Raw genomic sequence first — 18110 nt, 5'->3', positions numbered from 1 at the left:
GCCATGCGGCGGTCGCCTCGCACGTCTGCGACAACAACCCGACCAGATTCGCAACCAGCGCGCCGCTCGCGTGCCAGCCCGACGCGCGGTCCGCCTGCTGCACCGCGGCGACCAACGTGCCGTCGTGCGCACGCGACTGCGCGACACGTTCCGTCATCCGGTCGAGCAGATGCCGCGCAGCGTCGCTCGCGCGCGCCAGCGCCGCGGCATCCGACAGCGGCGACAGCGCGGCGACGAACTCGACGACGCGCGCCGCGATGTCGTCGAGCTGCGTTTCGTCGAAACCGAGCAGATCGGCCACCGCGCACACGGGCACGGTCATGCACCACGCGTTCAGCGCGTCGGCATCGCCGGGCGCCGGCAACCGCCGCGCGGCGAGCACCTCCGCGCGATCGCGCAATGCCTCCGTATCGATCGGCGCGAACGCCGCGCGCAACGCCTGCTTCGGCACGTCGTGTCGCGACGCGCCATCGTTCATGCGCACCAGTTCGCCGAACAGCGCGCCGGCCGTCGTGCCGCGCAATGCGGGCGGCACCGGCGCGTCGAGCGGGCGCACGCGGCAGGCCGGATGGCATAGCACGGCCGTCACGGCCGCCGCGCGGCTCGCGACCCACAGGCCGAGCGTGGCGTCGAACGCGAGCGGCGGCCCGTCGACGAGCGCGGCGTAATAGGGATAGGGATCGCGGTGCGTGACCGCGGCAATGGGATCGGTCGGGTTCATGCGCTCAGTATCGGCGCAGTGCGCCGCCGCATGTTTCGGGATGGCATGAAATGTCGCTGCGCGGCCGCCGCGCGTCGCGGCATCGCCGCAGCCGGCCGACGTCAGGCCGCCGATCGATAGCGGTGCGACTGCATGCGCAGCCGGACCCGCCCGGCCGAAATCGCGCGCGGCTCGGGCACCACCGTGTCGTGATGGAACATTTCCTGCCGGAACTCGCCGCTTTCGTCGAACCACTGGCAGATCAGCCAGTCGTCGTCGTCGAACACGACCGGCCCGGCATACGTGACGGTCATGCGCGGCCCGCCCGTTTTCAGCGTCACGACATCGCCCACGCGAAACCTGACGCGGTGATTTTCTCGGATCGTCATCGCTCTCTCAGCTTTTTATATATTGAATATATTGATATTCCCGGCAGCCCGCTCACCGGTCATTGGAACGTGCCGCAGATTATCAATCAAAAAATCATCCGGCAACTCCCGCGCACGGAAACGCTCTGAACGAGAACCTGCAACAATGCGCGATATCGTCACGCATGACGGCCCGCCGGGCGTCAGATCTGGCGCGGCTGACGCGCCGGCGGCAGCAGAACGGGCGGAAATCCGGAGAATGGACGATGATTTTCGCGTCGTCATCGACGATTATTCGGACGCGAAATCGGTTGATTATTGTCAATCAATGTTTCGGTGGAAACGATTTCTGATTTTATTAGAGATCATTCGTCTGACAAAATCGGCGAATTATCCGGCGCCGCAAACCAGCGGTTGATATCGCTTCCCGCCACGGCTGCCCGGCTAAAGGTGAACGTGCCGTCGCGCCGCATCTCCGTCGCCGCGCGCAGGAACGCGCCGAGCGCGGCCCGCGCGAGCGCGCCGCCGACGCTGACGCGCTTCACGCCGAGCGCCGCCAGTTCGTCGAGGCTCAGCAACCCGCCCTGGAGGCCCATGACGACATTGACCGGCGCGCCGACCGCCCGCGTCACCGCCGCGATCTCGTCGGCGTCGGTGATGCCGGGCGCGTACAGCACGTCGGCGCCGGCGTCGCGATAGGCGACGAGCCGCGCGATCGTGTCGTCGAGATCGCGGCGGCCGTGCAGGTAGTTTTCGCAGCGGGCGGTCAGCGTGAACGGAAACGGCAACGCGCGCGCCGCGTCGACGGCCGCCGCGATGCGCTCGACCGACGCGTCGCGCGCATAGATCGGCGTATCGGCGCGGCCCGTCGCATCCTCGATCGAGCCGCCGACCGCGCCCGCCTCGGCCGCCAGCCGGATCGTCTCGGCCACCGTGTCGGGCGCGTCGCCGAAACCGTTCTCGAGATCGGCGCTCACCGGCAGGCCGCCCGCGGCGACGAGATCGGCGATGTGATCGAGCATCGCGTCGCGGTCGATCGCGTTGTCGGGCCGCCCTTTCGAAAACGCGTAGCCGGCGCTCGTCGTGGCGAGCGCCTCGAAGCCGGCCATCGCGAGCAGTCGCGCGGTGCCGGCGTCCCACGGGTTCGGGATGATGAACGCGCCGGGGCGCGTGTGCAGCGCACGGAAAGCTTCGGCGTGGCGGGCTTGCTGGTCGGAACGGGTCATCGTGAACTCCGGGAAGGTGTTGACGGTGAGCTTACGCCGGTCGTGCACGCGACGTTTCAGCGTTTACCGAAGTGTCGTCGCGCAACCCGGAAGAACGCGCGCCAAAGCCGAATGCAGGCCACCGCGCCGGGCCGCTCGCGTCAATTTACGTCGATGCGGACGCCCCGCCGTCGATGCCGAGCAACACGTCGGAGACGGCCTCGGAGAACCGCATCGCGCGACCGTCGATCAGCACGCGATCCGGATTCGACGGATCGCGCACCGCTTGCGGCACGCCGTGCGCAATCAGCACGCGCGCGCACGCTTCCCAGTCGGGATCGCCGACGCCCTCCGGTTCGTTGACGGACGCCCAGGACAGCGTACCGAGCGCGTCGCTGCCGAATCCGTGCAGCTCACGCCAGCTTGCGCCGCGCGCGAGCAGGAACGCCAGAAGTTCGGCATCGCCGCGGAACACCGCGTGATTCAGCGCGCTCGCGTCCCAGTCGCCGCCTCGCGCGGCGATCGGCCAGCCCAGCTCGACCATCACCTTCACCGCCTCCCGCGAGCCCCACGCGGCGGCGTCCGGCAGTAGCCGCAGCCGGTCGTCGGACAGCGCACCGGGCAGCTCGGGATGCTTCGCCTGAATGCGCCGTGCGTCGTCGGCATCGGCGCGCGCGCAGGCCGCCACGAACGCATCTTGTGCGTCGAGCGTCTCCTCGGCTCCGGCAGCGCGCAACAGCGCCGCGACGTCGGACAACCCGGCCTGCATCGCGAGCCGGTACGCGCTGACGCCCGCCGCGGTCCGCGCGCGGGGGTCGGCGCCGGCTTCCAGCAGCGCGGCGACATGGCGCGCCGGGCAACGCACGGCGATCGCGCGCAGCAACGGCGCGCCCCACGTCTTCGTCGGCCCTTCGCCGGCCGGTTCGTTGGGGTCGCCGCCATGCGCGAGCAACAGTTCGAGCGCGGCCGCGTCCGGCACGTCGAGGGCACGCCGCAACGCATTCGTCCCGCCCACCCGTGCGCCGTGCTCGAGCAGCAGACGCGTGCACGCCGGATTCTCCACCGAGTGATACAACGATTCGCCGTCGTTCGGATCGGCGCCAGCTTCCAGCAGCATCGCGGTGAGCGCCGGATCGCGATTGACGCCGGCGGCGCCATACAGCGCCGACAACGGTGCCGACGCGTCGGGCTCGGCGAGCGAGGCCGGCGGATACCGGTTGCCGATCCGCTGGTTCGGATCGGCGCCTGCATCGAGCAGATGACGGGCGCACGCACGCAACCTGGGCGCGAATTCGGGAAGCTGCCCGAGCCGCGAATGCGTGACGGCGACGAGCGGCGGCAACTTCAGCGCACCGCCGGCACGCGCGATCCAGCCGGGATCGGCGGCCAGCGCCGCCTTCACCGCGTCGAGATCGCCCGCCGCGCATGCGATGACCGGGTCAACCGACACGAGATCGGGATGATCGCGCAGCAGTTGCGCGGCGACGCGCGGCCGGGCCGCGCCGAAGCCGCCGGTCACGTCGGCGCCGTAGGCGAGGTCGAGCCAGCGCCGGCTCAACAGCGAGCGCGACTGCCGCGTGAGCGCATGCGTTTCGACGAACACGCCGAGATCGGCCCATGAAGCAAAGCCGTACTCGCGTGCGATGCAGGACTGCGCGTCGTGCAGGCGGAGCCCGAGCGCGAGCGTTTCGTCATGCGTGCGATGCACGGCCGCCGGCAGCGATGCGACGAAGCGCGCGACGGCCCCGGCATCGCCCTGCCGGTACAGGCGCAACAATGCCTTGGCCTGCTTTTTCAGATGATCGGGATGAGCGTCGGGAGGCAGCTTTTTCATGCGAATCCTTGTGCATGGATGGCCGAAGGTCCGCAATACCGCCAGCACGAAGGATGGGGGAAGACTGGATTTGCCGCGACAGGTGGGTTGAACCCTTTCCGCGGACCCGGAAGCGACCTGCATCGCTGCCCGGTATCGTAGGCGACGGCCGTCGGCATCGTCAACCGTGCCGCGCGGCGCCGCTCAGCCGGCGAGTTTCTTCGTCAGGAAGATGCGGGTGTGCCCGACCGGATAATCGGGCAGCTCGCCGAAGCGGACATAGCCGCGCTTCTCGTAGAACGGCCGCGCCTGGAAGTCGAACGTGTCGAGCCACGCGCTGTGGCAGCCGCGCGCGACGGCCTCTCGTTCGGCCAGATCCATGATGCGCGTGCCGGCGCCCTGGCCGCGCGCGGCCTCGGGCACGACGAGCAGGTCGACATGCAGCCAGCCGAACGCCGTGCCGCCCCACAGGCCGCCGACCACCGCGCCGGCCGCGTCGGTCACGATCACGGCCAGCGGCCGGAAGTCGGCCGGGCCGGCCTGGCGTTCGTTGAAGCGGACGAGCGGCGCGACGATCTGCTTGCGTACCTCCGCGTCCGCCGCGTCGGTCACTGCATAGGTCAACGTCATCGGTTACGTCGGGTAGTCAATGAAAGTGGGTCCAACAAGCCGCACGTGCCGCGCACGTCAAACGACGTACGCGCCCTTCGCGTGCAGTTCCGCTTCGGTCCGCTCGAGCGCCGCGATCGCGTCGCTGCCTTCGAGCGCCAGCAACTGCGCGACCAGCGTCTCGGCCATCGCATGCGCGGCCACCAGCGACGGAAAGAACGACGGGCTGTCGTGCGTGAAGATCAGTTGCGCGTCCGCGTGCAGCGCGATCGGCGATACCGCACTGTCGGTGATCGCGACGATCTTGCTGCCCTGCGCTTTCGCCGCCTGCGCGACACGCGTCGCCTCGGCCGAATACGGCGCGAAGCTGACGATCACGGTCACGCTCTGCTTCGCGATCGTGCGCAGCTCCATTTCGAGCGAACCGGCGACGCCGTTGAGCAGCGACACGGTCGGACGAAACAGCCGGTAGCCGTAGACGAAACCGAACGCGACCGGATAGCACGAGCGGAACCCCGCCACATGCACGTGCGATGCCTTGCGGATCAGCTTCGCGGCATCCGCGAGCGCGTGCTCGTTCTGCGCGGCGGTCGCCGACAGGTTGTGCTGCTGCGCGGCCAGCAGATCGTGCGCGAGCGACGCCTTCGCGTCGGGCCGCACGAGCGAGCGCGCGCGCTGCGTGAGTGGCTCGGGCCGCGTACGCACGCGCGCGACGCACAGGTCGCGCAGCTCGTTCCAGCCGGGAAAGCCGAATTGCTGCGCAAGCCGCACGAGCGACGCAGGCTGCACCTGCGCGCGCTGCGCGACCTTGCGCATCGACGACGTGGCGACTTCGTCGGGATGATCGAGCAGGAAGGCGGCGCCCGCCTGGAATTGCGGGCTCAGCTCGGAAAATTGCGTCCGGATCCGGGACGCGAGTTCGTCGAAATTGGCGGCCATCTTGGTGGGAACGGGAACCGGTCGTCCATGGTATCACCGGCCCCGCGTCCACCGGTCAGCGCAGCACTTCGACGTGATCGGCGTCGACCTTCACGCGGCCCGACCATTTGCGCTCGAATTCGCCGGTCAGCTTCACTTCGTTCTTGTCGCTGACGGGCTGGCCCGCCGCCCACAGCTTGTGGTCGATCTCGACACGGATCGTGCCGGTGGCGTCGGCGAACTCGTAATCCTCGCCGCCGACGTGCTTGACGATGCGCCCCTGCAACTGCACGTGCTGGTCATCCTTGCCGTTGGCGAGCAGCTCCTTCACGGTGGTCGTGGTCAGCGCGGACGGCCCCGTGTATTGCGCGTAGACGGCGGCAGGCAGCGCGACGAGCGCGACCGCCAGGATTCTGGCCAGGTGTTTCATGATCTCGGTCCTCTTCTTCGATGTGGCGCCGCGCTCCGTTGAACGCGACGGCGCCAGATTACGGACCGTAAGATTAAGCAAACCTGAAGGGCATGCCGAAGTGACACGGTGCCGCATTGGACGAGTACGAAAACCGCGCCGCGCACCGCGCGCATTTAAGCTCGGCCTAAGACGCGTACGCTTATCATGGGAATCCCGGGCGCCACGTCGCCCCCGTTGGAGAGACACGAATTCATGCGCGTACTGCTCGTCGAGGACGATCCGCTGATCGGCAGCGGGCTCGAACAGGGCCTCAAACAGGAAGGCTTCGCGGTCGACTGGGTGAAGGACGGCGACGCCGCGTCGCTGGCGCTGCGCGCGACCGGCTACGGGCTGCTGCTGCTCGATCTCGGGCTGCCGAACCGCGACGGTTTGTCCGTGCTCGCCGCGCTGCGCCGCCGCGACGAAAACCTGCCCGCGATCATCATCACCGCACGCGACGGCGTGCCCGACCGCATCGCCGGCCTCGACAGCGGCGCGGACGACTATCTCGTCAAGCCGTTCGAACTCGATGAGCTGCTCGCCCGCATCCGCGCGGTCAACCGCCGCCATGCGGGCCGCGCGCAGACGACGCTCGCGATCGGTCCGCTGCGGCTCGATCCCGTCAAGCACCTCGTCTGGCTCGACGACGACGAAGTGCCGCTGTCGCCGAAGGAATTCGTGCTGCTGCACGAGCTGATGCGCGAACCGGGCGCGGTGATTTCGCGCGAACAGTTCGAGGAACGGCTGTACAGCTGGGGCGAGGAAATCGAGAGCAACGCGGTGCAGGTGCATATCCACAACCTGCGCAAGAAACTCGGCCACGACATGATCCGCACGGTGCGCGGCGTCGGCTACCGGATCGGTGACGGCACGTGACGCGCATGCAACGCGCGGTCGCGCGCTGGCGCAACGCGTCGCTGCGACGGCGCCTGCTGACGTGGCTGCTGCCGGCCGCCTGCGTGATCGGCCTGGTCGCGAGCGCCGGCACCTACTGGGGCGCGCTGCGCGAACTCGACGACCTGCTCGACGACCAGATGCGCAGCATGTCGAAACAGATCGTGGTCGGCCCGAACGGCGAGCTGTCGTTCAGCAACCACGCCAAAGGCAAGCACGGCTTCGAAGCGAGCGACCCCGACGCGGTGCTGCTGCAGGTGTGGCGCAACGGCACGCTCGTGTATTCGACCGACCGCGATTCGAAGCTGCCGGCGCCCGCGCAGCAGGGCATCGCGAGCGTCGACGTCGGCGGCCAGCCATGGCGCACCTATGTGACCGAGCGCGGCGGCACGACGATCCGGCTCGCGCAAGCGCGGCATGCGCGCTGGGAGGCGATCGCCGGCATCGCCGTCCACCTGCTGTGGCCGGTGTTCTCGATGCTGCCGCTGCTCGCGCTCGGCCTGTGGTTCGGTATCGGCGCGGGGCTTCGGCCGCTGCGGGCGATCGCGTCCGGGCTGAAACGCAGGAATGCGAACAACCTCGAGCCGGTCGACGTCGCCTCGATGCCGAACGAGGTCCGCCCGCTCGCCGAAGCGATCAACGACCTGCTCGCGCGCCTCGACCGCTCGTTCACGCTGCAGCGGCACTTCATCGCCGATGCCGCGCACGAGCTGCGCACGCCGATCATGGGGCTGTCGATCCAGTCGCAATTGCTGCGGCGCGCGGCGACGGTCGAGGAACGCGAGCACATCCTCGCGCAGATCCAGGCGGGCACGACGCGCCTCGGCCACCTCGCCGAACAGTTGCTGACGCTCGCGCGCCTCGAACCCGATGCGCAGGCGGCCGTCGCCGCGTCGGCGCCGGTCGATCTCGCCGCGCTGTGCCGCTCGGTGGTGTCGGACCGCGCGCGCGTCGCCGACGCGCACCGGATCGATCTCGGCGCGATCGTCGACGCGCCCGTGATCGCCGCCGGCAATGCTGACACGCTACGCGTGCTGCTGAACAACCTCGTCGACAACGCGATCCGCTATGCGGGCGAAGGCGCACGCGTCGACGTGTCGGCGCGCATCGACGGCACGACGCCCGTGCTCGAAGTCGCCGACGACGGCCCGGGCATCCCGGAAGCCGAACGCACCGACGTGTGGGAACGCTTCTATCGCGGCGAAGGCGCGCAGGCCGCCACGTCGTCGGGCAGTGGACTCGGGTTGTCGATCGTCAAGCGGATCGCCGAACAGCATCGCGCGAGCGTCGCGCTCGGCACCACGCGCGGCGGGCGCGGGCTGACCGTCACGGTGCGCTTCCCGCCGCCGGCCTGACGCGCGGGCGGCCCGAAGGCTTGTCCACAGATAATGTTGGCAAGCTTGTGGACAACCTTCCATTAACGGCCCCAAGCCCTTGATCGGAAAGGGATTGTCGTGCGTGCGCGGCAAATGCGCCGGCCTGGGGCAAGCAAGCACGCATGCGTCACTTCTCGTGAACGATCCGCTCGACCCGAAGATCGGTCGAGGTTTCACGGATGTTCGCGTGCGCTTCCACGCTGCAATACCGAAGCCCCTTCGTCTGTCGACTCTCGCCCGTCAACTTGACAACTAGTTGTCCATTACGTAAAGTAGTTGTCAATTTACGAATCGAGCCGGACATGACGAAATCCGACAAGTTGACCGCCGTCGCGCTGTCCGTATTCCGGTTGAACGGCCTGCTGATCGAATGGGGCAACACTTTCGCCGGGCCGCACGGCTTGACCAGCGCGCGCTGGCAGGTGCTGGGCGCGATCTCGATGGCGCCGGACGCGCCGAACATCCCGCAGATCGCCAATGCGATGGGCATCACGCGGCAGGCCGTGCTGAAACAGATCAACGTGCTGACCGACGAAGGGCTGGTGCTGTCGTTGCCCAATCCGGCGCACAAGCGCTCGCCGTTGTATGCGCTGACGCCGCGCGGCGAAGCGGCCTATCAGGCCGTGGTCGAGCAGTGGCAGCGGCATGTCCGCGACATCGCCGGCGACTTCAGCTCGACCGACCTCGACGCGGCGCTGCGCGTGCTGTCGGCGATGTCCGGCGCGCACGGTCAGGACGGCCACGCGTAGCCGCCCGCTTGCCCTCTACCTCACCAGGAGCCCCGATGCCCCAGTTCAAGCCGATGGATCCGGCCTTTCCGATCCAGCAACAGATTGCGATCGACGCCGACCCGGTCGTGCTCGTCAACGTGTTCACGCTCGCAGCCGCCGACGAAGCCGATTTTCTCGCCGTATGGCAAGACGATGCGGCATTCATGAAGCGGCAGCCGGGATTCATCTCGACGCAGCTTCACCGCGCGCTCGGCGACAGCCCGACCTACCTGAACTACGCGATCTGGGAATCGACGGACGCGTTTCGCGCGGCCTTCACGCACCCGGAGTTCGTCGCGAAGCTGTCGGCCTATCCGTCGTCCGCCATCGCCAGCCCGCACCTGTTCCAGAAGGTCGGCGTGGCCGGTATCTGTACGGCGTGAGCCCGCGTGCGAAGCGTGGCAGCGTGTGGCGTCGGCCGAATCGCGCACGCGGACTTCTCCACAGAAAATGTTGGCAAGCTTGTGGATATCCTGCGCACCGCGACGCTAAACCCTTGATCCGATGGACTTTGGCACGCGTGATGCAGACGCGGCGCGCGGCATGGCCATCGCGCACACCGCTTCGCCGCACTTCGCATCACGACGCCACGATGATGTCGTCCCGATGCACGTCCGATGCTCGTCTAACCCCGCACGCATACCGGGCCGGCGCTGCGCCACTTACCCACAGATTGTGTTGGCAAGCTTGTGGATATCCTGCGCAAGCCTGCGCTAACCCATTGATCGCTCTACGGTTCGTGCCGCGTGTCACCGTTTCGGCAGCGCGCGGTAGCGGCCTGCGCGAACACGGACGATTCAGTGCGATCGCAGCGCGGCGCCGATGCCTTGACGCCCCCGCCCGTCACCCATCAAGATTACGCAAGCCGCACGCGGCCGCGCAGCGCCGGGGACGCGCGTCGGCGCCACGGGCCGGCCGTTCCGCCGGCACCGCATAACGACATTTCAATCCGAGGAAGACCATGGAACACTTCACCGCGTGGCAATTGCTCATTTCGCTCGTGCTCGTCGCCATCGTCGTCTATCCGTACGTCCGCATCGTCCGGCGCACCGGGCATTCGGGCTGGTGGATCCTGACGATGTTCGTCCCGGTGCTGAACTTCGTCATGCTGTGGGTGTTCGCGTTCGCGCGCTGGCCCGCCGTCGGCGATCGGCAGCCCTGAGCGTTGCCATCGCGGCAGCGCGCGGACTTGTCCACAGATTGTGTTGGCAAGCATGTGGATAGCCTGCGCATACCGCGATCAAGCACTTGATCCGAAAGACTTTGTCCGCGCCGCCTCGAAAGCGGCACGCGGGCGGTCAATCGTCGGTTGCGTACCTTCTCGGCGCGTGACGCCCCGCCAGCCACCCCAGCCGCCATGCTTGTCCACAGATTGTGTTGGCAAGCGTGTGGATAGCCTGCGCATACCGCGGTCAAGCGCTTGATCCGAAAGACTTTGTCCGCGCTGCTTCGAACGCGTCACGACGGCGCGCGTCGCGCCGGTCGCCGCTGCGCGCAGGCTTGTCCACAATTTTTGTTGGCAAGCATGTGGATATCCTGAGCATGCGCGATCTAAGTCGTTGATCGCACAACGTTTGATCGCGCGGGTCACGACCGCGGCACGGCGCGCCCGCGGCGCTCGCCACGCACGCCGTGCCGCGCCGCTCAACCGAACGTCTGCGCGACGATGCGCGCGACCGACGCGATCACGTCGTCCTTCGCCCGCGCATCGGCTCGCGTCTGCGTGTAGTACACGGCCAGCACGATCGGCGCGCGCGACGTCGGCCAGATGACGCCCGCGTCGTTCGTCGTCCCGTAGTCGCCGGTACCGGTCTTGTCGCCCACCACCCACCCGGCCGGCACGCCCGCGCGAATCCGCTTGTCGCCGACCTTGTTGCCGCGCAGCCACGCGACGAGCTGCGCACGCTGCGCGGCCGGCAATGCGTCGCCGAGCGTCAGCACGCGCAGGCTGGCGGCCATCGCGGCGGGCGTCGTCGTGTCGCGCGGGTCGCCCGGCAGCGCGGTGTTCAGTTCGGTCTCCCATCGATCGAGCCGGAACGTGTCGTCGCCGATCGAGCGCGCGTAGGCCGTTACCGCCGACGGGCCGCCGATCAGCTTCATCAGCAGGTTCGCGGCCGAATTGTCGCTGTACTGGATCGCGGCCTCGCACAGCGCGGCGACCGTCATGCCCGAGCCGACGTGCTTCTCCGACACCGGCGAATAGTTGACGAGGTCGGCCTTGGTATAAGTCACGCGCTGTTGCAGCAAGCCCGGCCGCTCGACGCTCTGCGCGAGCACGGCCGCACTCAGCATCGCCTTGAACGTACTGCAGAACGGGAAACGCTCGCCCGCGCGATGCTCGATGATGCGACCGCTGGCCGTGTCGATCGCGCATACGCCGAGACGGCCGCCCGCGTCGCGCTCGAGATCGGCAAGCGTCGTCGCCGCCGCGGCAGGCGCAATGGCGTCCGCGGCAGCCGCCGCTGCCCGCGTGGCTTCGTCCGGTGCAGCGCCCTGCCGCGACGCGCACGCGGTGACGGTGAGAACGAGCGGCGCCGTCGCGGCAGCCAGCAACAGGGTTCGACGTTTCGATGAGTAGGTCATGTCGGTTGTCTCGTGGTGGAATGACGGCGAAACGGCGTCGAGGGTTTGAAAACGGCCGGCCGCCGAGACCGCACTATCGAGACTTTACGGTTGCCTGACAAGCAACGATAATTGAGCGCTGACAAAAGAAATTCTTATGACGAAGCTCCGCCCTCATCTTCCGCTCAATGCGTTGCGCGCGTTCGAATCGTCGGCGCGCCACCTGAACTTCACGCGCGCCGGCCTCGAACTGAGCGTGACCCAGGCCGCCGTCAGCCAGCAGGTGCGCTCGCTCGAGGAGCGACTCGGCTGCACGCTGTTTACGCGTCTGCCGCGCGGCCTCGGGCTGACCGACGAGGGGCGCGCACTGCTGCCGGTGCTGAGCGACGCGTTCAGCCGCATCGAGACGGTGCTCAAGCAGTTCGACGGCGGGCGTTTCCACGAGGTGCTGACGCTCGGCGTCGTCGGCACCTTTGCCCTAGGCTGGCTAATGCCGCGGCTGAAGCAGTTCGGCGACACGCACCCGTTCGTCGAGCTGCGGCTGCGGACCAACAACAACGTCGTCGATCTCGCCGCCGAGGGCCTCGATTTCGCGATCCGCTTTGGCGTTGGCAACTGGCCGGCGACGCGCAACGAGCGGCTGCTCGATGCGCCGCTCACCGCGCTGTGCACGCCGGACATCGCACGGCGCCTCGCGCAGCCGGCCGATCTCGCGAACGAAACGTTGCTGCGCTCGTATCGCACCGACGAATGGCTCGGCTGGTTCGACGCCGCGCAGCTCGAACCGTGGGCCGTCAACGGGCCCGTGTTCGATTCGTCCCGGCTGATGGTCGAGGCCGCGATGCAGGGTGCGGGCATCGCGCTCGCCCCCGCCTGCATGTTCGCGCGCGAACTGCAGCTCGGCCTGCTCGCACGACCGCTCGACATCGACGTGCGCGCCGGCGGCTACTGGCTCACGTCGCTGAAGTCGAAACCGCTGACGCCCGCGATGACGCTCTTTCGCGACTGGATCGTGGCGGAAGCGGCGAGCGCCGCGCCCACCGAATAGCGCGGCCGCGCTTGTCCACAGAAAGTGTTGGCAAGGATGTGGATATCCTGGGTACCTGGCACCTAAGCCCTTGATCGCGCACGCATTCGCGCGCCGATGCACGGCGCGGGCAGCCTTTGCGCACGGGCTTCGCGGCCTGCGGCATTCCGGCCTGATCCTCAACCATTGCGACGCAATCGATTGCGAGTTGTCCACAGATTTTGTTGGCAAGCCTGTGGATATCCGTCAGATCAGACGCGTAACATCTTGATACACAAGGGGATTCGATCCACGGACCTTGACCGGTCAAGGGTGCGGCACCCGAACGATGGTCGAACCGCACACCGCGCACGCACGGCGCACCCGGCCGACGGCCGGGCGGTTCTCCACAGATTGTGTTGGCAAGCTTGTGGATATCCTGCGTATCGGGCACCTAACTGATTGAGCGCACGGGCTTTTGTGCTTCGTCTGCCGAATCGGGCAGCGCGTGCGCCGCCCGTCCGTCAATGGCGGTCGAGCCCGCCGCGCAATTCGCTCGCCTTGTCGCGCAGCGCTTCGTAGCCCGAACGCGCATGCTCGGGCAGGTCGGGATCGCCGATCAGCGCACCGAGCGTTTCGATCAGGCTGAACAGGATGCCCTTCGCCGCGCCGACCGCGATGCTCTGCGATTCGATCGACTTGTGCAGGTGGTCGACCGCCGCTTCCAGATGCTCGAGCTTGTGCTCGCCGTCGTCGGGCCGGTTGTCGGTCGTCATCGTCTACCTCCGCCATCGTTCAAGGGTCATGTCACGATTCTATGCCGCTGCGCGCGAACGTGGCGCGACATCGCGCAACGTTCGCGCAGCCGGCCGCTACAGCACCGCGACCACCTTCACGCGGCCCGGCTGCTCCGCCGCCGCGACGACCTGGCCATCGACGCGGCGAAACGTCAGCGACACGGTTTCGTCGCCGACGCGCAGCGCGTCGATCCGCAGCCAGTCGACGCCTTCCGGCAACGCCGGGCGCTCGACGCGCACCTCGTGGCGCGACGCGTCGATGCTCACGCCGAGGCACGCCTGCAGCATCATGAACGGCGCGCCGGCCGCCCACGCCTGCGGCAGGCAGGCCACCGGATACGCGGTCGGCGGTTCGCCGCGCCGGCGCGGGAACCCGCAGAACAGCTCCGGCAGGCGCATCTCGAAGCTCACCGCCGCCTCGAACAGCGCGCGCAGCAGATTCACCGCGGCCGTCTTGTCGCCGTAGCGCGCCAGCCCGCGCGCGATCAGCGCATTGTCGTGCGGCCACACCGAGCCGTTGTGGTACGCCATCGGGTTGAAACGCGGCTGGCCGGCCGCGAGCGTGCGGATACCCCAGCCCGTCTGGAACAGCGCGGAGCCGAGCACGCCGGCGACCGCCGCGCCGCGCTCGGCGTCGGGCAGCCCGAATGCGAGCAGGTGGCCCGCGTTCGACGCGAACACGCGGCACAGCTCGCCATGACCGTCGAGCGCGATCCCGTAGAAATCGCCTTCCGGCATCCAGAACAGCGCGTCGACCTGGTCGCGCAGCGTCTTCACGCGCAATGCGTAACGCGTCGCGTCGGCCGCATGGCCGCGCCGGTGCGAGCACGCCGACATCGCGTCGAGCGCCGCGCATGCATAGGCCTGCACTTCGACGAGCGCGATCGGGCCATCCGGAAAACGGCCGTCCGCATGAAACACCGAATCGTGGCTGTCCTTCCAGCCCTGGTTCGCGAGGCCGCGCTCCGACGTGCGCTGGTAATCGAGCAGTCCGTACGGATTGCGGTCGCACTTGTCGATCACCCATTGCGCGGCACGCTCGAGCGCGGGCCACAGCTCGTCGATCAGCGCATCGTCGCCGGTGCGTTCGACATAGGCGCCCGCGAGCACGATGAACAGCGGTGTCGTATCGACGCCGCCGTAGTACAGCGCGAACGGCACCTCGCCGGTCGCGGCCATCTCGCTGCGGCGGAACTCGTGCATGATCTTGCCGGGCTCCGCGTCGCGGAACGCGGAGGTCTCGCGCGCCTGGTGCTCGGCGAGAAAACGCAGCACGCCGCGCGCGAGCGAAGGCTGCAGCCACAACATCTGCAGCGACGTGATGATCGCGTCGCGGCCGAACGGCGTCGAGAACCACGGAATGCCCGCATACGGGTACGGCCCCGTGTCGAGCTGCGTCGTGAGCAGCCCGAGATCCGCGAGCGAACGATCGAGCCACGCGTCGAACAGCGGATTGCCGGTGTTCACGCGCGCCATCGACTCGCGCCGCGTCCGCATCTCGCGATGCACGCCGACGAGCGCGGTGCGCAACGCGACACGGCCGCAACCGGGCCCTTCGGCCTGCGCGGGCCCGAGCGTCGCATCGACGGTCAGGTAGATCGACACGCACGCCTGCGCGGGGATCGTCAGCGTGTAGTCGGCACGATCGACCGACAGCGCGTCCGGCGCCGGCGAGAAATGCACGGTCACGTTGCGCTCCACGCCGTCGAGGCCGTCGTAGCGCAGCCGCACCGCACCCGCGTCGACGCGCGGTGCGCCCACCGTGCCGCGCTTCGGCCGCTGCGTGCCGCGCACTTCGAACATGTCCTTGAAATCGGCCGCGAACGACAGCGACAGCGGCACCTCGGCTTCGCTCGCCCCGTAGTTCGTCAGCGTCAACGCTTCGTACAGCACGTCGCCCGCGAGCACGCGCAGCCGCTCGATGTGGATCACGCCCTCGGGCGTCTCGTGGCCGCCGAGCGGCGGCAGCGGGCGGTTCGTCAGGTGCGCGGTGAACGACGCGTTGTCGGCGCTCGTTGCGCCCGACAGCAGCGACGGCGCGCGGCCGCCGAACGTCAGGCGCCATTTCGACAGCACGCGCATGTCGTCGACGAACAGGCCGTCGTCATGCCCGCCGATGTCGCCGAGCGCGTCGCTGACCACGAACGCGTCGCCGGATTTCAGCACGTACTGGTTGTTGCGCGCGAGGACCTGCGGATCGGCTTCGGGCGCGATGAAAGCGGGACCCGACGCGGGGGTCGGGGGAACCGGCGCGACTTGCGGCGCCTGCGTCGTCGTGGCTTCGGCGTGATTCGGCATCGATGCTCCTGTGTCGAGGCGCAACGCGCGGCGCGCGTCGCGTGTTTCGCACAGGATAGGCCAGAACGGCGAACGTGCGCAGCGCCGAAACGGTCGCGGCGCGCTGCGACGTTGCTTCGTCGCAGCGCGCCGCGCACGGGCTCCTCAGTTACCGGTCAGAATTTCCACAGGATGTTGCCGAGGATCGCGTTGTCGCGCACGCCGCTGCCGTACTGGCCGCTGTACGTGAGGCCGAGCGTCAGGCGCTTCGTGATGTTCGCGTCGATGCCGGCTTCGAGCACCGCGCTGTCGCGCGCAATCGGCACGCCCGACACCTGGAACGACGTGCCGCCGTTCGCGAACGTGAACGCCGACGACGGCCGCACGTTGCCGAACGCATGCCGCCAGCCGACCGTCCCGCGCGCGGTGAACGTGCCGCTCGCGATCGAGCCGAGCTGCGACGCCGCGCGCAGGCCGAGCGTCGAGAAGCCGACGTGGGTCGTCTCGCCGCCGGCACGCAGCGCCGCCGCGCCGCCGCTTTCGGTATAGCCGTCGGTATGCAGGTTCACATACGCGAGGCCCGCGAACGGCTCGATCGCGACCGGCCCGACCGGCAGCGCGTAGCCGACTTCGCCGAACACCTGCGCCGAATTCGCGTTGTAGCCGGCCGAATCGTGATCCGAGAAGCCCGCGAAGCCCGGATAGCGGTCGCTGTTGATGCGATACCACGTGTACGACGCACCGCCGCGCACGCCGAGCGCGCCGTACTGCGCGCCGCCGTACAGCGACAGGTAGTAGCTGTTCACCGCTGCCGACGAACTCTGGTCGTTGTCGAGCGAGCTGTGCGTGACGCCCGCGGCCAGACCCGCGCGCCACTTGTCGTTGAGCGCCATGTCGGCGCCGGCGATGAAGCCCGTCATGCTGCGGTTGATCGACGACGCATTGCCGTCGCCGGCGAGCCGGCTGCGGCCGCCGAACGCCTGCCCCCAGACGACCGGCTGATAAGGCGTGCCGCCGTAGCACCCGTCGCGCGAACCGATCCGGCGTTCCGGCGGCAGCGTCGGGTCGACCACGCCGGCCGTGTTGTCGCCGCACAGCGCGGCGCCGCCCGACGACAGCGCCGCGAGCGGGCCCGACCCGGGCGCGAGGCCCTGACGGACGCGATCGGTCACCGCGTCGCGCACATAGCGGCTGTCGATCAGCAGCATGCTCTTCAGGCTCGCCTGCAGTTCGCCGCCGAGCAGCCCGTACGCACGGCGTGCGGTCGGCGCGTCGGTCGTCAGCACCGTGTCGTACAGCGGATTGCCGGCGCCGAGCGCGGCCACCGCGGTCGCGACCGAGCGCTGGTTCGGCGTGGTCGCGACGTCGGGCAGCGACGTGCCGTTCTGAACCAGCCGCAGATACACGTGGCCCGGATCGTAACTGAGGGTCGGCGTGAGGAACGCGTAGTTCGCGCTCACCTGGGTGAACGCGCCCTGCACGCCCGACGACGCGCTGAGGATCGTGTACGTCGTGCTCGGCTGATAGCCGCTCTGGTTCGCGAGCACCTGTACGGTGCCGCCGTTCAGCGTCGCCGTGCCGCTCGCCGCGAGACTGCCGCTTTGCTGCGGCGTGGCGGCGACCTGGAACGTCGAACCCGGCTGGAACGTGACGTTGCCGCCCACGTTCAGCGCCGCGCCCGGTTGCGTGGCGGCCGCCGTCGCGCCGCCCTGCACCACGAGACCGCCGATCGTGCCGGTACCCGTCAGCGTCGCGCCGTTCTGCACGGTGACGGTCGACTGGCCGAGCGAACCGTTGACGGCCAGCGTGCCCGCGCCGACCGTGGTCGGGCCGCTCAGCGTGCTCGTGCCGGTCAGGGTCAGTCGTCCGCTGCCGGCCTGGGTGAGGGAGCCGGTGCCGGACAGCACGCTCGCGATCGTCACGTTGCCCGATTGATTGACGATCAGCGCACCGTTGTCGACGACGTTGCCGGCCACGCTGCCCGACGTGCCGCCGTTGCCGAGTTGCAGCGTGCCGCCGGCCGCGATCGTGGTGCCGCCGGTGTACGTGTTGTCGCCGGTCAGCATCTGCGTGCCGCTCGCCACCGTCACCCCGCCCGCGCCACCGATCGTGCCGCCGAACGTACTGCTGCCGCTGCCGTTCAGCGCCAGTGCATTCGCACCGAGATTCACGTTCGTGCCGGCCGCGCCCGACAGCGCACCGACCGTTTGCGTGCCGGTGGCGCCGCTCACGTCGAACGTTGCTCCGGTGCCCGCGAGATTCACGGCGCCCGTCGAGGCGAGGCTGCCACCCGCGCCGAGTGCGAGTGTGCTGCCGCCGTTGATCGTCGTGCCGCCCGTGTATGTGTTCGCGCCCGTCAGCGTT

At 68.7% G+C, this 18110-nt stretch carries 17 protein-coding genes and 1 pseudogene; 7 read left to right on the top strand and 11 right to left on the bottom strand.

Annotated features, from left to right (window positions below):
- Nucleotides 1–721 (bottom strand): annotated as a pseudogene (locus tag AP428_RS17660) (cytochrome P450); the annotation flags it as partial.
- Between the two features lie 101 nt (nucleotides 722–822).
- Nucleotides 823–1089, bottom strand: coding sequence for a YodC family protein (locus AP428_RS17655; RefSeq protein ID WP_006480798.1), 267 nt, complete (start codon nucleotides 1087–1089; stop codon nucleotides 823–825).
- A 145-nt stretch (nucleotides 1090–1234) separates the two neighbouring features.
- Here AP428_RS17655 and AP428_RS36760 point away from each other — a divergent pair, with 145 nt between their 5' ends.
- Complete coding sequence (locus AP428_RS36760) at nucleotides 1235–1486, top strand: hypothetical protein (RefSeq protein WP_127479546.1); 252 nt, start codon at nucleotides 1235–1237, stop codon at nucleotides 1484–1486.
- Here the strand turns inward: AP428_RS36760 and AP428_RS17650 are convergent.
- The 5 genes from AP428_RS17650 to AP428_RS17630 all read right to left on the bottom strand — a co-directional run bounded on the left by AP428_RS17650 (nucleotide 1434) and on the right by AP428_RS17630 (nucleotide 6043).
- A complete protein-coding gene (locus AP428_RS17650) occupies nucleotides 1434–2294 on the bottom strand; it encodes an oxaloacetate decarboxylase (RefSeq protein WP_011547239.1) in 861 nt (286 codons plus the stop codon). The two genes, AP428_RS36760 and AP428_RS17650, sit on opposite strands and share 53 nt — an antisense overlap.
- A gap of 145 nt (nucleotides 2295–2439) precedes the next feature.
- Entirely contained in the window at nucleotides 2440–4107 is a 1668-nt protein-coding gene (locus tag AP428_RS17645) for an ankyrin repeat domain-containing protein (RefSeq protein ID WP_011547238.1), read from the bottom strand.
- Between the two features lie 183 nt (nucleotides 4108–4290).
- Nucleotides 4291–4716 (bottom strand): N-acetyltransferase, encoded by a 426-nt coding sequence (locus tag AP428_RS17640; protein ID WP_011547237.1) that lies wholly within the window; start codon nucleotides 4714–4716, stop codon nucleotides 4291–4293.
- Between the two features lie 57 nt (nucleotides 4717–4773).
- Nucleotides 4774–5634, bottom strand: a complete 861-nt coding sequence (locus tag AP428_RS17635; RefSeq protein ID WP_011547103.1) for a MurR/RpiR family transcriptional regulator — start codon at nucleotides 5632–5634, stop codon at nucleotides 4774–4776.
- 55 nt (nucleotides 5635–5689) lie between these two features.
- The gene (locus AP428_RS17630) at nucleotides 5690–6043 is read right to left on the bottom strand and encodes a YgiW/YdeI family stress tolerance OB fold protein (protein ID WP_006480793.1); all 354 of its coding nucleotides are present in this window, start codon (nucleotides 6041–6043) and stop codon (nucleotides 5690–5692) included.
- 234 nt (nucleotides 6044–6277) lie between these two features.
- Here AP428_RS17630 and AP428_RS17625 point away from each other — a divergent pair, with 234 nt between their 5' ends.
- From AP428_RS17625 to AP428_RS17605, 5 genes are all read left to right on the top strand, one after another.
- Entirely contained in the window at nucleotides 6278–6940 is a 663-nt protein-coding gene (locus AP428_RS17625) for a response regulator (RefSeq protein ID WP_011547236.1), read from the top strand.
- A 5-nt stretch (nucleotides 6941–6945) separates the two neighbouring features.
- Complete coding sequence (locus AP428_RS17620) at nucleotides 6946–8313, top strand: ATP-binding protein (protein WP_011547235.1); 1368 nt, start codon at nucleotides 6946–6948, stop codon at nucleotides 8311–8313.
- Between the two features lie 323 nt (nucleotides 8314–8636).
- A complete protein-coding gene (locus tag AP428_RS17615; protein WP_041489645.1) occupies nucleotides 8637–9083 on the top strand; it encodes a MarR family winged helix-turn-helix transcriptional regulator in 447 nt (148 codons plus the stop codon).
- A gap of 35 nt (nucleotides 9084–9118) precedes the next feature.
- Nucleotides 9119–9487 (top strand): antibiotic biosynthesis monooxygenase, encoded by a 369-nt coding sequence (locus tag AP428_RS17610; protein ID WP_011547233.1) that lies wholly within the window; start codon nucleotides 9119–9121, stop codon nucleotides 9485–9487.
- Between the two features lie 578 nt (nucleotides 9488–10065).
- A complete protein-coding gene (locus AP428_RS17605; protein ID WP_011547232.1) occupies nucleotides 10066–10266 on the top strand; it encodes a membrane protein in 201 nt (66 codons plus the stop codon).
- Between the two features lie 482 nt (nucleotides 10267–10748).
- Here the strand turns inward: AP428_RS17605 and blaPEN-B are convergent, their stop codons facing one another.
- On the bottom strand, nucleotides 10749–11687 hold the full coding sequence (gene blaPEN-B, locus AP428_RS17600; protein WP_011694797.1) for a PEN-B family class A beta-lactamase: 939 nt from the start codon (nucleotides 11685–11687) through the stop codon (nucleotides 10749–10751).
- A gap of 136 nt (nucleotides 11688–11823) precedes the next feature.
- On the opposite strand from blaPEN-B, the gene penR reads away from it, so the two are divergent.
- Nucleotides 11824–12714: a beta-lactamase transcriptional regulator PenR gene (gene penR / locus AP428_RS17595; RefSeq protein WP_011547230.1), complete on the top strand. Its 891-nt coding sequence runs from the start codon at nucleotides 11824–11826 to the stop codon at nucleotides 12712–12714.
- 482 nt (nucleotides 12715–13196) lie between these two features.
- On the opposite strand, the gene AP428_RS17590 is transcribed toward penR, so the two are convergent.
- From AP428_RS17590 to AP428_RS17580, 3 genes are all read right to left on the bottom strand, one after another.
- Nucleotides 13197–13448 (bottom strand): hypothetical protein, encoded by a 252-nt coding sequence (locus AP428_RS17590; RefSeq protein WP_006480787.1) that lies wholly within the window; start codon nucleotides 13446–13448, stop codon nucleotides 13197–13199.
- A gap of 96 nt (nucleotides 13449–13544) precedes the next feature.
- Nucleotides 13545–15767 carry an amylo-alpha-1,6-glucosidase gene (locus AP428_RS17585; protein WP_011547229.1) on the bottom strand — a complete coding sequence of 741 codons (2223 nt, stop codon included), beginning with the start codon at nucleotides 15765–15767 and terminating at the stop codon, nucleotides 13545–13547.
- 155 nt (nucleotides 15768–15922) lie between these two features.
- Nucleotides 15923–18110: autotransporter domain-containing protein (locus AP428_RS17580; RefSeq protein ID WP_156349329.1), on the bottom strand; the 2188-nt coding region annotated here is incomplete at its 5' end.

Origin of the sequence: Burkholderia sp. E168m22, assembly GCF_001319805.1 — a bacterium.
GTDB lineage: Bacteria > Pseudomonadota > Gammaproteobacteria > Burkholderiales > Burkholderiaceae > Burkholderia > Burkholderia orbicola.
The sequence above is the reverse complement of the archived record's forward strand: the minus strand, read 5'-3'. Positions and strand labels throughout refer to the sequence as shown.